Annotated in this window: 11 protein-coding genes; 10 read left to right on the top strand and 1 reads right to left on the bottom strand. The window is 52.1% G+C overall.

The window, feature by feature from the left end; all coding sequences use genetic code 11:
• Nucleotides 1-388: 388 nt before the first annotated feature.
• A complete protein-coding gene (locus H8S18_RS12380; protein WP_186858574.1) occupies nt 389-1,066 on the top strand; it encodes an HAD family hydrolase in 678 nt (225 codons plus the stop codon).
• A gap of 288 nt (nt 1,067-1,354) precedes the next feature.
• Here the strand turns inward: H8S18_RS12380 and H8S18_RS12375 are convergent, their stop codons facing one another.
• On the bottom strand, nt 1,355-2,461 hold the full coding sequence (locus H8S18_RS12375) for a Gfo/Idh/MocA family protein (protein ID WP_186858573.1): 1,107 nt from the start codon (nt 2,459-2,461) through the stop codon (nt 1,355-1,357).
• A gap of 923 nt (nt 2,462-3,384) precedes the next feature.
• Here H8S18_RS12375 and H8S18_RS12370 point away from each other — a divergent pair.
• The 9 genes from H8S18_RS12370 to H8S18_RS12330 all read left to right on the top strand — a co-directional run bounded on the left by H8S18_RS12370 (nt 3,385) and on the right by H8S18_RS12330 (nt 14,536).
• Nucleotides 3,385-4,872, top strand: a complete 1,488-nt coding sequence (locus tag H8S18_RS12370; RefSeq protein WP_186858572.1) for a sugar ABC transporter ATP-binding protein — start codon at nt 3,385-3,387, stop codon at nt 4,870-4,872.
• On the top strand, nt 4,869-5,942 hold the full coding sequence (locus H8S18_RS12365; RefSeq protein WP_186858571.1) for an ABC transporter permease: 1,074 nt from the start codon (nt 4,869-4,871) through the stop codon (nt 5,940-5,942). The genes H8S18_RS12370 and H8S18_RS12365 overlap by 4 nt, the downstream gene beginning before the upstream one ends.
• A 125-nt stretch (nt 5,943-6,067) precedes the next feature.
• A complete protein-coding gene (locus H8S18_RS12360; RefSeq protein WP_186858570.1) occupies nt 6,068-7,276 on the top strand; it encodes a sugar ABC transporter substrate-binding protein in 1,209 nt (402 codons plus the stop codon).
• A gap of 1,742 nt (nt 7,277-9,018) precedes the next feature.
• On the top strand, nt 9,019-10,008 hold the full coding sequence (locus tag H8S18_RS12355) for a sugar phosphate isomerase/epimerase family protein (protein WP_186858569.1): 990 nt from the start codon (nt 9,019-9,021) through the stop codon (nt 10,006-10,008).
• Between the two features lie 85 nt (nt 10,009-10,093).
• Nucleotides 10,094-11,245 carry a Gfo/Idh/MocA family protein gene (locus H8S18_RS12350; RefSeq protein WP_207721760.1) on the top strand — a complete coding sequence of 384 codons (1,152 nt, stop codon included), beginning with the start codon at nt 10,094-10,096 and terminating at the stop codon, nt 11,243-11,245.
• A 31-nt stretch (nt 11,246-11,276) separates the two neighbouring features.
• Nucleotides 11,277-12,122, top strand: coding sequence for a sugar phosphate isomerase/epimerase family protein (locus H8S18_RS12345; RefSeq protein WP_186858568.1), 846 nt, complete (start codon nt 11,277-11,279; stop codon nt 12,120-12,122).
• Between the two features lie 281 nt (nt 12,123-12,403).
• Complete coding sequence (locus H8S18_RS12340) at nt 12,404-12,511, top strand: LacI family DNA-binding transcriptional regulator (RefSeq protein ID WP_082770986.1); 108 nt, start codon at nt 12,404-12,406, stop codon at nt 12,509-12,511.
• A 35-nt stretch (nt 12,512-12,546) separates the two neighbouring features.
• On the top strand, nt 12,547-13,455 hold the full coding sequence (locus H8S18_RS12335) for a LacI family DNA-binding transcriptional regulator (protein WP_186858567.1): 909 nt from the start codon (nt 12,547-12,549) through the stop codon (nt 13,453-13,455).
• Between the two features lie 187 nt (nt 13,456-13,642).
• Nucleotides 13,643-14,536, top strand: a complete 894-nt coding sequence (locus H8S18_RS12330; RefSeq protein ID WP_186858566.1) for a sugar phosphate isomerase/epimerase family protein — start codon at nt 13,643-13,645, stop codon at nt 14,534-14,536.
• Nucleotides 14,537-14,541: the final 5 nt, after the last annotated feature.

The raw sequence follows: 14,541 nt of genomic DNA, 5'->3' as shown, positions 1-14,541 counted from the left end.
AAGGTAAAGGCGGCGGGCGGCATCCGCACGCGCGAAGAGTTTGACGAATTGCTGGCGATGGGCGTTGAGCGCTTTGGAATCAACACGCAGTCTGCAATTGAGATTGTAAAGTCTTTCGAGTAAGCGGCAATTGCTTTGGCGCGGGAACGAAATACCGCAGCCAGCAAGGCCCCGGCGCGGGCCGAAGCGCATTTGTTTTCCCGGCGGTAAGTAAGGGACGCGGGGAAAACGCAAAACGCGCGGGCAGCGGGCAGCCCGGAGGGTCGAAACGGTTCCGGGGAAGTTCCGCGGCGGGGCGGACAGGGCTTGCCTGAAAAGCAAATAAGAAGTATCATAGAAAATGGTCGGCCTAGGAGCAGGACCATTTTCATTTTAGATAGGGGAAACAATGCAAAAGTACGATCATATTATGTTCGATATGGATGGAACCTTCATTGACTCAAGGGATTTTCATGGGCGTTCCTTCCAGCGTTATTTTAAGAAATGGGGCAAGGATGTGGATATGGAAGCGGTGCGCGGCGCCCTCGGGGTGACGATTGCGGATATATTCCACAGAATTGGCATCACGGGCGAGGAAGAGGAAAAAGCCTTCGACCATCTGGCAGAATTCTATCAGACGGACGCGGACGACCTGATTTTGGAAATCCCCTTTGAAGGGCACGCCAAACAAACATTTTTTGCGTTGCATGAAATGGGCTGCCAAATGAGCGTAGTGACCAATTCCTTTACCGAGCTGACAGAGAAAATCCTGGAATTACACGGCATCGCCGGGTGCTTTGCGGAAGTCGCGGGTGCGGACAGGCATTCGCTCGATAAGGAGGAGCGGTGCCTGAACCTGCTGGAAAAATATGGGGTGGAGGCAGGCCGCGCGCTCTACGTGGGAGACGCGGAGCGCGACATTGAGATTGCGAATATCATCGGGTGCGATTCCTGTTTTGCCGATGTGCCGATCGGCTGGGCAAAGGACGCGCAGGCCGTACTGCGCGACCTGAAGCCGACCTATGTGATTCGCAGCCTTGACGAACTTGTGCCGCTGCTTACATGCGGGGAGGAGCCGGAACGGTAAAAGGATTTTCCGGGACACGCCGGGGTTCCCTTCCCGTTGTTTTTTCACATGCTTTTTTGCAAATAAGCGGTTCGTCCGCGCCCCGCTCGATTGGGGCGGCCTTTTGATCCCGCGGCCAATATAGCGGGAATACCATAGTTCACATCTGATGGATTTATTTTGCCGTACCATGAAAAAGATTCACGCAGCCAAACGGTTTGCAAAGCCATATGGAAGCCGCCGTAAACCTATTCCATAAAAAAACAGGCAAGTGCGCGGGCACAAGCCTGTTTTTTGCGTTTGCCGAAATCAGAAGTTGGGAATCATGATCTTTTCGCCGCCCCTGATGCACGACTCGTGGCCGCAAATACCCGCCGCCGTAATATTGGCAGACATTTTTGCGTTGAGGAGAGGTTCGCGTTCTTCTACGATAGAAGCGATGAATTCCTGCACGAGGTGCGGATGCGAACCGCCGTGGCCGGAACCCTGGATAAAGGAAACATTGTCCTTGTTGAGGATTACTTCCCGTTTTGTAAAGGGTTTCAGCTCATCGATCAGCAGGCCGTCCGTATCAGGCGCGTGGAACCTGCGCGCGTTTTCACCGCCTTCGAAGAGGACGGAGCCTTCTTCGGCAATCTGGTCCCATTCATAAGACATCTTTGTGCCGTATACGTCAAAGCTCTCGCGGTACTGGCGGACGGTTTCGTACAGGGAACGCGTGGCTTCCGCAACAACGTCCGTGTCCTTGAGCCGGAACGTCAGCGTTTCGCAGGCGAATGGGGAACCGTAGCGCTTTGCGAGGTCCTCGGAGATATGCCCCGAGCCGTGGCCGATGACCGACAGCGCCTCCGTTTTATTAATCATGAGCAGCGGGGAAATGGCGTGTGTGCCATACCAAAACGGCGGGAAGCCCAGCCAGTATTCCGGCCATCCCTCGAGGCCCATATCCTGCATATGGCTGCCGCGCACAAGCTGGATGCGCCCGAGCTGTCCGCTTTCCACAAGCTGTTTTACATACAGGTATTCGCGCGTATAAACGGCGGTCTCCATCATCATATAAACTTTTCCGCTTTTTTCCTGCGCATCGCACAGGTCTTTGAGTTCGTCAATTGTGGTCGCCATAGGCACCGTGCACGCGGTATGCTTGCCTGCATTAAGGGAAGCAAGGGACTGCTTGTAGTGATCCAGGATGGGCGTAATGATATGGATCGCATCGATCTCTTTGGAGGCGCACACATCGTCAAAATTCGTGAACCGCATGGATTCTTCGATCCCCAGCTCCTCGCCTGTTTTGCGCAGCGCTTCCGGGTTGCGCTGGCAAATTGCAACCTTTCCGACATTCGGGTGTTTCTGGTAAAGCTTGACAAATTCTTTGCCAAAGTTCATTCCTATTACAGCAACATTCACTTTTTTCATAAAATCTCACCCCTACTTAAAAAATTAACTTTATTCTAGCACCGGCACCTGCGAAAGGCAATAGACCCCCTGAATAAAAAAGGAAGGAAAAAATTTATCCGAAAAACAGGAAATTAAGATTGACAAGAAAAAAACAGTGTGCTATTCTTTACTTAAACGATTAAGAGGGTTTGCAACTCATATATTCAGGTTTCTTTTTTATAAGCTCAGGGAAGAATGCGGGTGCTTCTGCAACGCAGGATAATGTGCGGAGGATAAGGCGCAGCGGAACGCAAAAAATGTTGACAGAAATTGTGCTGAGTGATATGTTAAGAAATGTGACCAACGTGTGCACGAGCACACGGCGAAAACGGCGGAGCGGTTTTTCATGGCCTATGGAGTTTAGGCATGTCAAAGAAATCAGGAGGTATGGGCCGGCTATGGAGCGGTGTTCCGGAAAGCCACATGAAGAAGGGAAGGCACTGGGGCTGCAAAATCCATTTGTGACAAATCAATCTTTAAGAAAAGACAAAATTGTCATAGCCGCCTGGACTTTTAATGATAGACTATAAACAATTAACTTTTATATGGAATCCGAAATTGAATGTTGGAATTTTAAACGCTGGAACGGTACTGCGGCGTTTCAGCCGGTCTTGCAGATTGGAATAGAAACATAACATGCAGGGTTGTCCGGCCTTGGCAGAAGGAGGAACACGGAGGCAATCTGCCGCGAAAGTTCGCCGCAATCGGTGATTATTATATGATATGCTTCTTGCCGCGCTGCGATTTTTTGTACTTTTAAGTATAGTCAAAAGTATACTTACTAAAGCAGGCAGGATGTGGAACCGGGAAAATAGCAGCTATATGGGCGCAGGAAAATACCATAATGATATATGACTCAAAAAAGCAAGTTTTAAATGAAAATTTTGTATGGAGGTGAGAAAATGGCAAAAGAAATTTTGAAGCTGTCAAACATTTCGAAAACATTTCCCGGTGTAAAAGCCTTAAACGGCATCCAGTTCAGCCTGAACGCCGGAGAAGTGCATTGTATCTGCGGCGAAAACGGCGCGGGAAAATCGACGCTGATCAAAATTATTTCCGGCGCATACCAACCGGATGCGGACGGAGCCATTTATTTCGAGGGGAAACAAGTCAAGCTGGATCCTTTTTCAGCCATGAATCTTGGCATTCAGACGATTTACCAGGAACATAATGTGTTCGAGACCCTGAGCATTACGGAAAATATTTTTTCCGGCATGGAGATCACCAAGGGTGGGATCATGCAGAAACAGGAGATGGAGCAGAAAACGCGCGACGTCCTCGAATATTTGCACAGCGACCTGAAGCCGGAACAAATTGTAGGAAAACTTTCTTCGGGCGAACAGAAAATCGTAGAGATCGCAAAAGCGCTGGTGTTTGACCGCAAGGTCATTATCCTCGACGAGCCGACGGCATCCTTCTCGGCCTCCGAGATCGAGAACCTGCTTGAAATCGTGCACAAAATAAAAGCGCGCGGCATGGGCATCATTTATATTTCTCACCACTTGGACGAGGTATTCAAAATCGCGGACAAGATCACGGTGCTCCGCGACGGGCAGTATATTAAGACAATCGGGGTAAACGAAACGGACGAGCCGCACCTGATCCGCGATATGGTCGGCCGCGACGCTTCCGCGTTCTATAGCCGCGAATTCTATCCCAAGGGAGAGACGGTTCTCGAGGTAAACAACCTCACGGGCAACGGCGTAAAGAACGTATCGTTTAAAGTAAACCGCGGCGAGATCGTCGGGTTTGCCGGAATGGTTGGCTCCGGGCGGAGCGAGCTGATGACGCTGCTGTTCGGCGGGGCGGAAAAACTGACCGGCGAAGTAAAAGTGCTCGGCAAAAAAGTTAACTTCAAGAACCCCAGCGACGCGATCAAGCATAAGATGTGCTATATTACGGAAGACCGCCAGCATACCGGCCTATTCCTGATCCATACCATCGCGCGTAATACGCTGATTGCCAATATGGTCAATACGAAGGGTTCCTATATCAATCCGAAACAGGAAATGAAAGTAGGAAATGAATTCGTCAAAAAACTGGGTACAAAAGCGAAAGACGCGTCCGTCCTGGCGGGCAACCTTTCCGGCGGCAACCAGCAGAAGGTTGTCCTTGCAAAATGGTTTAACACCGACGGGGAAATTTTTATCTTTGACGAGCCGACCCGCGGGATCGACGTCGGTGCAAAACAGGAAATCTACCAGATCATGATGGACCTCTTAAAGCAGGGCAAAGCGATTATCATGGTTTCCTCAGATATGCCGGAAGTCGTCTCCATGAGCGACCGCGTAATGGTTATGAAAGCCGGGGAACTGGTAGGCGAGCTCAACCGGGATGAAGTTTCCGAAGAAAATATTCTTGAGTATTCAATAGGGGGTAAAAAAATATGAAGCAGCCATCTTCTATTTCCGAAAAGAAGCCGTCCATCTTCAGGAGCAGTGACCTGGCGATGGTGCTCACCATTCTGGTTGGCTTTGTAGCGGTCATGTTCGTGATTGAACTGGCCGGCGGACAATTTAAATTTTTCACAGCAAATAACTGGCTCAATATTTTGATGCAGAACGCGGTAATCGGCATCATGGCTATGGGTATGACGATCGTCATGATCTCAGGCGGTATCGACCTTTCCGTCGGGTATCTCGCGTCTCTTGGCGGTATTTTCATCGCAAAGGGCGTTGTAGACTGGGGTATTCCGGTTGTCCCGGCCGTGATTCTCGGCATTCTGATCTGCATTGGCCTCGAAGCGATGCTTGGTGCGATCATCGCCCGGCTGGAAGTGGAACCGTTCATCATTACACTCGGCGGCAGTATCGCGTTCCGCGGGATCGCTCTTCTGATGTGCCAGTCGCGCGAAGTCGTTATGAGCGGCCAGCTCGAAGGTTTCAAAACCAACCTGATCGAGGGCGCAAAGGCGCCGGATGGCCTCAGCATGACGCTGCCCATCTATGTCGTGATCTTTATCGTCATAGCAGTCATTGTCTGGTGGGTGCTGAAATATACGAAATACGGACGCAGGATCTATGCGGTCGGCGCAAACCCGAGCGCAGCATATCTCGCGGGTATCAATGTAAAGAATATTAAGCTATCATCTTACGTAATCAACGGCCTGCTGGTGGGCCTTGCCTCTGTGCTGCTGCTCTCGCGCGTCGGCACTGCGATCATCACCATGGGTGAACGTATGGAAATCGACGTCATCGCGGCGGTTGTTATCGGCGGCGTGGCAATGTCCGGCGGTAAAGGTAACGCAATGGGGACGTTCCTCGGCGTCATCCTTCTTGGGGCAATCACCAACGGCATGACGGTCTTAAAGCTCCAGTCCGAATGGCAGTTTGTCGCCAAGGGCGCGATCATCATCGCGGCAGTCGCGGCGGGCGCGATCTCTTCGAAAATCGCGGCGCGCAGCGAAGTTCGTCAGCAGAAGCAGGAAGCGCTGGCAGAACAGGCTGGCGAGGGCAAATAAGAACGGTCTGATATTAATATTAACAGGGCATCCTGTTGATATAAAAGTGTGTGTATGAATTACATTATCCCTGTAATTTGTGTAAGTGAGCACACATGGAACTAAAATTATAGGAGGAAAAAAGTATGAAAAAAATTATTGCTATTGTTGTATGCATAGCAATGTCGGTTGCACTGTTTGCAGCTTGCGCACCGGCAACTGAAACTCCGTCTGCGGAAGCATCCACAGAAGCATCCGCATCCACGGAAGCGTCCGCAGAAGCATCCACGGAAGCGTCCGAACCGGCTGCTTCCGGCGAAGCAAAGACGATCGGCTACTACAAAGACGCGGCTGACGACTATTACAAAGCTGGTTACGAAGTATTCCTGGAATGCCTGAAGGCAGATCCGGAAACGGCTGACTGGGAAGTAATCGACAAAGTTGGCCAGGGTACCGCACAGGAACAGCTGGCTGCTGTTGAAGACTTTATCACGGCAGGCGTTGACGCGATCGTAGTGGTTCAGAACTCCCCGGAAATCACGGCGGAGTGCATCACGAAGGCAAATGAAGCGGGTATCCCGTACTTTGCCCTCACGCATGCTCCGAGCGTTCCGGCTGGCGGCGAACTTGCTGGTTTCGTAGGCTATGACTTCGTTGAGACGGGCGTTATGGCTGGCGAAGATGCCCTCACCTACAACAACGGCGAAGGCGTTAAGAAACTGGTTATGGTAGAAGGCAAACTCGGCCAGGGCACGGCTTCCGCTCAGTCCCTCGGTTTCCTGCAGGCTTATGAAGAAGCTGGCAAGGACATCGGCGGCACGGCAAACGACGTTGCTGTAAACAAGACCGAAGGCGGCGCAGACCTGCAGATCGTTCAGTGGTCCTCCGGCGACTGGATGGCAGATCCGGCGAAAAAGGTTGTTGCCGACGTAATCACGGCGCTTGGCGCTGACGGTTTCGACGGAATGTATGTACAGAACGACGAAATGATGGACGGCGCGATCCAGGCTCTCGAAGAAGCTGGCCTCAACCCGGCTGACTACTGGCTCGGTTCTTCCAACGGTAAAGAAAAATCCTGGACGTGGGCTGAAGAAGGCAGGGTAACGATGGACGTGAACCAGACGCCCGCGCTCGAAGGCGACCTGCTCTATCAGATGCTGAAAGCATACTTCAACGGCGAGGAATACAGAAAGTATGTTTCCCCGTACCTGACCCCTTACAACTCCTCCAATGTTACGGAGCTGACGCTTGTTCCTTATGATGCAACTGCTTATATGGAACTGAGACCCGACATCGTTACGGACATCAATGATCCGAAGTTCGAAGATGCGGAAGCGCTCATTACGTTTAACTAAGGAAAAAGAATCTATTAGTTAGAAAGTATAACGAATTGATTCACTTACAAAAGGGATAAAACCTGGATCCCCGGAACTTATGTCCGGGGATCCTTTTTTGTAAACGCAGCCACGTCGCGGCAAACTACGCTGCACTTCAAAGCCTCGCTTTTAGCGAGGCTTTTGCGTATGCTCCGCTGCCGCTCCTTTTCCCCACGCGACCCGCTGCGCTGGGCTCGCGCGGGGGCCCGTTTTTCCTGTATCTATTTTGTATCAACGACACACGCCGCGGCAAACTACGCTGCACTTCAAAGCCTCGCTTTTAGCGAGGCTTTTGCGTATGCTCCGCTGCCGCTCCTTTTCCCCACGCGACCCGCTGCGCTGGGCTCGCGCGGGGGCCCGTTTTTCCTGTATCTATTTTGTATCAACGACACACGCCGCGGCAAACTACGCTGCACTTCAAAGCCTCGCTTTTAGCGAGGCTTTTGCGTATGCTCCGCTGCCGCTCCTTTTCCCCACGCGACCCGCTGCGCTGGGCTCGCGCGGGGGCCCGTTTTTCCTGTATCTATTTTGTATCAACGACACACGCCGCGGCAAACTACGCTGCACTTCAAAGCCTCGCTTTTAGCGAGGCTTTTGCGTATGCTCCGCTGCCGCTCCTTTTCCCCACGCGGCCCGCTGCGCTGGGCTCGCGCGGGGGCCCGTTTTTCCTGTATCTATTTTGTATCAACGACACACGCCGCGGCAAACTACGCTGCACTTCAAAGCCTCGCTTTTAGCGAGGCTTTTGCGTATGCTCCGCTGCCGCTCCTTTTCCCCACGCGGCCCGCTGCGCTGGGCTCGCGCGGGGGCCCGTTTTTCCTGTATCTATTTTGTATCAACGACACACGCCGCGGCAAACTACGCTGCACTTCAAAGCCTCGCTTTTAGCGAGGCTTTTGCGTATGCTCCGCTGCCGCTCCTTTTCCCCACGCGGCCCGCTGCGCTGGGCTCGCGCGGGGGCCCCGTTTTGCCTGTATCTATTTTGTATAGCGACACATGCCGACGGCAAACTACGCTGCATTTCAAAGCCTCGCTTTTAGCGAGGCTTTTGCGTATGCTCCGCTGCCGCTCCTTTTCCCCACGCGGCCCGCTGCGCTGGGCTCGCGCGGGGGCCCGTTTTGCCTGTATCTATTTTGTACAGCGACATATGCCGACGGCAAAAAAGACGGGAAAAGCGGGACAGCGGATTGACAATAAAAATGCAGTGTGTTATTCTTTGATTAAACGATTAAGAATGAACGGTCGCCAAGTAAAACCAAAGGAACGGTATGGATGCGCGGAAGGTCTGCACGAACGGTTTTCGCGAGATTTCCGAGAGCGGCGGAACCGTTTCCGGCAGTTATTTCCACGGTAGAATCAAATAGACGGGAGCGGCTGACCGGAATTGCACGGCCTGGACAAATTCATCTTGCAGAAAAGACAAAAATGTCATAGTTATTTCATTTTCCGGTGTTACACTATAAAGTAAGAAAGAGTAGGTTTATTTTCCCGGGATTTGAAATTAAATAGCAAAGAACGGGGGATGCCGGACGAAGTACCCGCGCCTGCCTTCTGCCTGACGCCGGGCGGCGGGAAAAAGTTTTCCGTATCCGGGCGAAAAAGTGGGCGCGAACGAAACAATCTTGCTATAATAGAAGCAGGCAAAGCAATTCAAAAACAGGTTCCAACTTGAATTTTTCAAGCTGACGATAAAAAGATTAAAAACGAAGGGAGTAATAGTGATGGCAAGACCAGTTACATTAATGACGGCACAGTGGGGCGATATGGATTTTGAGACCCTGTGCAAGACGGCAAAAGAAATGGGATATGACGGACTCGAAATCATGTGCTGCTCGCACATCGATCCCAAACGCGCGGCGGAGGACATGGACTATTGCAACGAGCTCAAGGCCACGATGGACAGATACGGCCTTAAGACGTGGGCGCTCGCGGCGCACATCGTGGGGCAGTGCGTGGGAGACAAGTGGGATCCGCGCCTTGATAATTTTGCGCCTTCGGAGCTTGCGGGCAAACCGGAAGAAATCCGCAAATGGGCGATCGAGACGATGATGTATATCCCGAAAGCGGCCAAGAACATGGGCGTAGACGTCGTAACAGGCTTTATGGGTTCGCCGATCTGGGCGTATTGGTATTCCTTCCCGCAGACGACGGAAGAGATGATCGATGCGGGATTCCAGGAAATCGTGGATCTGTGGACGCCTATTTTTGATGAATTCGATAAATATGGCATCCTCTTCGCGCTGGAAGTCCATCCGACGGAAATTGCGTTCGACTACTATACGGCGGAGCGGCTGCTCGACGAATTCGACTACAGGGAAACGCTGGGCTTTAACTTCGACCCGTCCCATCTGCTGTGGCAGGGCGTGAATCCGACGATTTTCCTGCGCGACTTTATTGACAGGGTATACCACGTGCACATGAAGGACGCGGCGGTCACGCTCGACGGACGCGCGGGTATCCTCGGCTCCTTCATCACGTTCGGCGATACGGCACGCGGCTGGAACTTCCGTTCCCTCGGCCACGGCGATGTGAACTTTGAAGAAATCATCCGCGAACTGAACCAGTATGGTTATGAAGGGCCGCTTTCGGTCGAGTGGGAAGACAGCGGCATGGAACGTATCTACGGTGCGACAGAAGCCTGCGAATTCGTGCGCGGGGTTGACTTTAAGCCCTCCGACGTAGCGTTCGACAAGGCGATTGCAAACGACTGAGAAATCTGGAATTTCATTTGCGGGGCGCAAGGGAACGGCCCGGCCGTTCCCTTTGGCGCGCTGATGTTTTAAGGAGGATTGAATCATGGAACGTAAATTGAGATATGGTATGATCGGCGGCGGCCCGGGCGCTTTCATCGGCGGCGTACACCGCGCGGCGGTCCGCCTGAACGACGAGGCGGAGCTGGTGGCGGGCTGCTTTTCCTATATCGAGGAAGAGCGCCAGCAGGCAGGGCGCGAACTCTGCATCGATCCAGACCGCAACTATACGACGTTTGAAGAAATGGCGGAAGCCGAGGGCAAGCGTGAAGACAAGATCGACTGGGTGGATATCGTAACGCCCAACCGGTTCCACTACCCGGCGGCGAAGCTGTTCCTCGAGCAGGGGATCAGCGTGGTCTGCGAAAAGCCGCTGTGCTTCACGGTAGAAGAGGGCGAAGACCTCAAGAAAACCGCCAAAGAGCATGGCTGCCTGTTCTGCGTAACCTACACCTACACGGGCCACGTCATGGCACGGCAGGCGCGGGCGATGGTGCAGAAGGGCCAGATCGGGGATATCCGTATGGTCATGGCGGAATATCCGCAGGATTGGCTTCTCGATTCGCTCGAAACGATCACGGAAGACAATAAGCCGTGGCGCGCGGATCCGAAGCTTTCCGGGCGCGGCGCGTGCGTAGCAGACCTTGGGACGCACATCGAAAACTGGGTGAATTATGTAACGGGCCTCAAGATCGATAAACTGTGCTGCAACCTTGACGTATTCGGCAAGGGCGGCGTGCTCGACAACAACGTTGAGGTCATGGTGAAATTCAAAGGTGGCGCGACGGGCATGTATTGGACGTCGCAGGTTGCGATCGGTTTTGACAACGCCCTCAAGATCCGTATTTTCGGCGAAAAGGGAACCATCGAATTCGTACAGGAAGAAAACAACTACCTGCGCGTTTCCATGCGCCACGAGCCCCCGAAAATCTATAGCCGCGGCTGCGGATACCTCGAAGAGGAAGCAAAAAAATATGTGCGCGTTCCCTGCGGCCATCCGGAAGGCCTTACGGAAGCGTTCGCAAACATCTATAAGGATTTCTGCGCCGCGCTGCGCGATAAGATCGACGGCAAGGAAGTGGATGAAGCAAGCTATGGCTATCCGACCATCGACATGGGCATCGAAGGCGTGGAGTTTTCCAATAAGTGCGTAGACAGCTCCGAAGCGGGATGCGCATGGGTTACAATGGAAAAATAACAGGATATAAGACATCAAAGGAGAAAACGATATGAAATTTGGTATGGTATCACTCGCCTGGCAGTCGCCGTTCAGCGATGCGCTCGGGCAGTTCAAACTGGCAAAAAAATACGGCTGCGATATTTATGAGATCGTGCCCGAAGACTGGTCCACGATCGATGTGGACGCGATCAACGCCGCGAAAGCGGAAACGGGCATCGAAACGCCCACCATTACAGGCGCGTTCGGCGATACGCGGGATATGTCCTCGGATAACCCGGAATACCGCAAGGGCGGCATTCAGTATGTCAAGGATATGGTGGATTTTGCCGTCAAGATCGACGCGAAGGTCGTTGCCGGCCCGATGTATTCCGCGGTAGGCAAGGCGCGCCAGATTACGGAAGACGAGAAAAAGCAGGCTTGGGACTGGGCGACGGAAAACCTCAAAGAATGCGCGCAGTATGCGCAGGACAAAGGCATCAAGCTAGGCATCGAGCCCCTCAACCGTTTTGAAACGGACTTCATCAACACGGTGGAGCAGGGCCTTGACCTCATCGGCCGCATCGGTTACGACAACGTGGGCTTCCTGCTCGACACCTTCCATATGAACGTAGAGGAATCCAACATCCCGGCTGCGATCCGTGCCGCAAAGGGCAAAATCTTTGATTTCCATACCTGTGCGAACAACCGTGGGACACCGGGTGAAGATAATTTCAACTGGGAAGCGATTGCCGCGGCGATCAAAGACGCGGGCTATGACGAATATTGCCTGATCGAATCCTTTACGCCGGATTGCAAAGAAATTGCGAAGGCGGCGTCTGTATGGCGTCCGTTTGCAAAGTCCCCGGAAGCGATTGCAGAAAACGGCATTCCGTTCCTGAAAAAAGTATTTAAGTAGTCAATCGGCCGTATGCGCTTTGCATCCGAATAAAGCGCATACGGCAAGCAAAAGAAGCAAAAAGCTGTGCGGACGGATTTTTCCCGCCCGCCTTTTTGCGGGGGGACCGTGGGAGAAACGGTCTCGCCGCAAAAAGAAGGTTAAAATCATTGACAAAGCCAAAATGGATATGGTATAGTCTAATTAAACGATTAAGAAGGCTTTTATCCTAGCAATTTTGGGCGGGAAACATACAAGAAAACGGGCAGCCGGAGCGGCTGCATAACAGGGGAATCCGAATCATGGTAAGAATGAAAGATGTTGCGGAACATGCAGGTGTTTCTGTTGCAACGGTATCAAATGTAATCACGGGGAAAAATTTCGTCAGCCCCACAGTAAAAAAAAAGTAGAAAAATCGATTGGCGAGCTTGGCTATAAGGTCAATTTGCTTGCCCGGGGGCTGAAGGTAAAACAGACGCATACAATAGGCGTCGTGCTTCCGGATATCACTAAAATATTTTTTCCAAATGTCCTCAAGGGCATCGAAACAGCGGCAAAAAAGGCCAATTATAAAGTTAATTTTTTATCCAGCAACTTTGATTTCGCAACGGAGCAGGAGAGTATCGAATACCTGAAGGCAAGCTATGTGGATGGAATCATCCTCGATTCCTGCTGCAAAGCGGAGCAGTTGGCTGGCTGGGCCGGCGAACTGGCGGAAGAAAACGACGGGGAACGTTTTCCCGTCGTATCGATGGAACAAAACATGGATTCCTCAAAAATTTCATCGGTGCTGGTAGACTATGAAAAATTGAGCAAGGCCGCCGCTTCCCACCTGATTGAGCAGGGAAAAAGAAAGATCCTCTATATCAAGGTGGGGAAGGAACTCCGGCATGGACAGGAGCGTTATCAGGGTTATTTGAGCGCTCTTGCAGAGCAAGGGCTCCCTTTTCGTGAAGAACTCGTTCTGGAAGCGGACTTTTCAGCGCTTTCGGCGTATGAAGCGACAAAAGAGGCCCTCGGAAAAGGGCTGCGCTTCGACGCGATTCAGACGCTGAACGACCAGATGGCCATAGGGGCCTTAAAGGCGCTGAAAGAAGCGGGAATTGCGGTTCCCGGGCAGGTAGCGATTGCAGGATGCGACAACATTTTCCCCAGTACGCTCGTGAGTCCGCAGATCACGACGATAGACCTGCCAAAATACGAGCTTGGCTATACGGCGTTTGAAGAGCTCAAACGGCTGATGGATGGGGAAGGAAAAGCAGCCCCCCGTTCGATCATCCTGGAAGCAAAGCTGATCGTGCGCCAGTCTACTGTAGCGGATCAGCCTGGCGACTGGAATCTTTCTATGTGGTAATTATATACGGCACAGTTTTTCAGCCGCGCCTGGCGGGCAGGAAGGCGCCTGGCAGGTTCTTCTGAAGAAATTGCTTAATCGATTAAGAAAGCGTGGAAAACAAATAAAGGAAAACGGCAAGGCTTTGGCATTCAAAGGGCCTTGGACAATAATATTTCAAATAAATCTGAAAAGAGAGGTGGACAATATGAAAAAAGTATCGATTGGAAGCTGGGCATATGTATTTGGGGCGTTTGCAGATGATCCGGTTCTGCTCCCGCAGCTGTGCGAGAAGCTGAATGAACTTGGATTTGATGGGATCAGCATGGGCGGATTCAAGCCGCACGCAAATCCGGAGCTTTACGACACCCCTGAAAAAAGGGAAGAGCTGAAACAGCTTCTTGCGAAATACAATCTCGAGGTGGCGGATTTCGCCTGCGACCTGTGGAGCCTTGACTCCTTAAAGCAGCCCGAGGAATGGATCGCCCTGTTTGAGAAAAACGCAGAATTTGCGTCGCAGATGGGCTTTAAAATGATTCGTGTGGATTCAGGCACCCCGCCTGTCCTGCCCGAAGGAATGAGCTATGCGCTGGCACGGCAGAAAATTGTGGATAACTTTAAGCGTGTTGCGAAAATTGCGCAGAAATATGGCCTTGAGGTTGTTTGGGAATTCGAGCCCGGATTCCTGATTAATGAGCCGAAATACATCCTTGAAACGTACGAAGCGGTGAACGAACCGAATTTCAGCATCCTGTTCGACACCTGCCACGGCTATATGTCCGCAGTCGTAGGCGCGCGCCATATCGAGCCGAACAAGCTTGAAGGCGGCCTTGTGGAGTTTGCGGAAATGCTCAAAGGCAAAATCGGCCTTGTACACGTGATCGATTCGGATGGAACGCTCAACGAAGCGGAAACGAGCACACATGCGCCGTTTGGCCTTGGGAATGTCGATTTTGATGAAATCATTCCCGCACTGCTTGAAAAAGCGGATTATAAGGGCGACTGGTGGGCAATCGACCTGTGCGAATGGCCGGATGCGTGGAACGTAACGGCGGACTGCAAGGCGTTCGTGGACGGATTTAACAAAAAATATTGCGGCTGAAGGGT

This window comes from Christensenella tenuis (assembly GCF_014287795.1).
GTDB classification, from domain to species: Bacteria; Bacillota; Clostridia; order Christensenellales; family Christensenellaceae; genus Christensenella; species Christensenella tenuis.
Note: the sequence above shows the minus strand (reverse complement) of the source record. Positions and strands in the feature narration are given on the sequence as shown.

What these genes read in the sequence shown, in the direction of transcription:
- H8S18_RS12350 (WP_207721760.1), top strand. Translation starts at nt 10,094, where the DNA reads ATGGAACGTAAATTGAGATATGGTATGATCGGCGGCGGCCCGGGCGCT.
- H8S18_RS12355 (WP_186858569.1), top strand. Translation starts at nt 9,019, where the DNA reads ATGGCAAGACCAGTTACATTAATGACGGCACAGTGGGGCGATATGGAT.
- H8S18_RS12360 (WP_186858570.1), top strand. Translation starts at nt 6,068, where the DNA reads ATGAAAAAAATTATTGCTATTGTTGTATGCATAGCAATGTCGGTTGCA.
- H8S18_RS12340 (WP_082770986.1), top strand. Translation starts at nt 12,404, where the DNA reads ATGGTAAGAATGAAAGATGTTGCGGAACATGCAGGTGTTTCTGTTGCA.
- H8S18_RS12370 (WP_186858572.1), top strand. Translation starts at nt 3,385, where the DNA reads ATGGCAAAAGAAATTTTGAAGCTGTCAAACATTTCGAAAACATTTCCC.
- H8S18_RS12330 (WP_186858566.1), top strand. Translation starts at nt 13,643, where the DNA reads ATGAAAAAAGTATCGATTGGAAGCTGGGCATATGTATTTGGGGCGTTT.
- H8S18_RS12345 (WP_186858568.1), top strand. Translation starts at nt 11,277, where the DNA reads ATGAAATTTGGTATGGTATCACTCGCCTGGCAGTCGCCGTTCAGCGAT.
- H8S18_RS12380 (WP_186858574.1), top strand. Translation starts at nt 389, where the DNA reads ATGCAAAAGTACGATCATATTATGTTCGATATGGATGGAACCTTCATT.
- H8S18_RS12365 (WP_186858571.1), top strand. Translation starts at nt 4,869, where the DNA reads ATGAAGCAGCCATCTTCTATTTCCGAAAAGAAGCCGTCCATCTTCAGG.
- H8S18_RS12375 (WP_186858573.1), bottom strand. Translation starts at nt 2,461, where the DNA reads ATGAAAAAAGTGAATGTTGCTGTAATAGGAATGAACTTTGGCAAAGAA.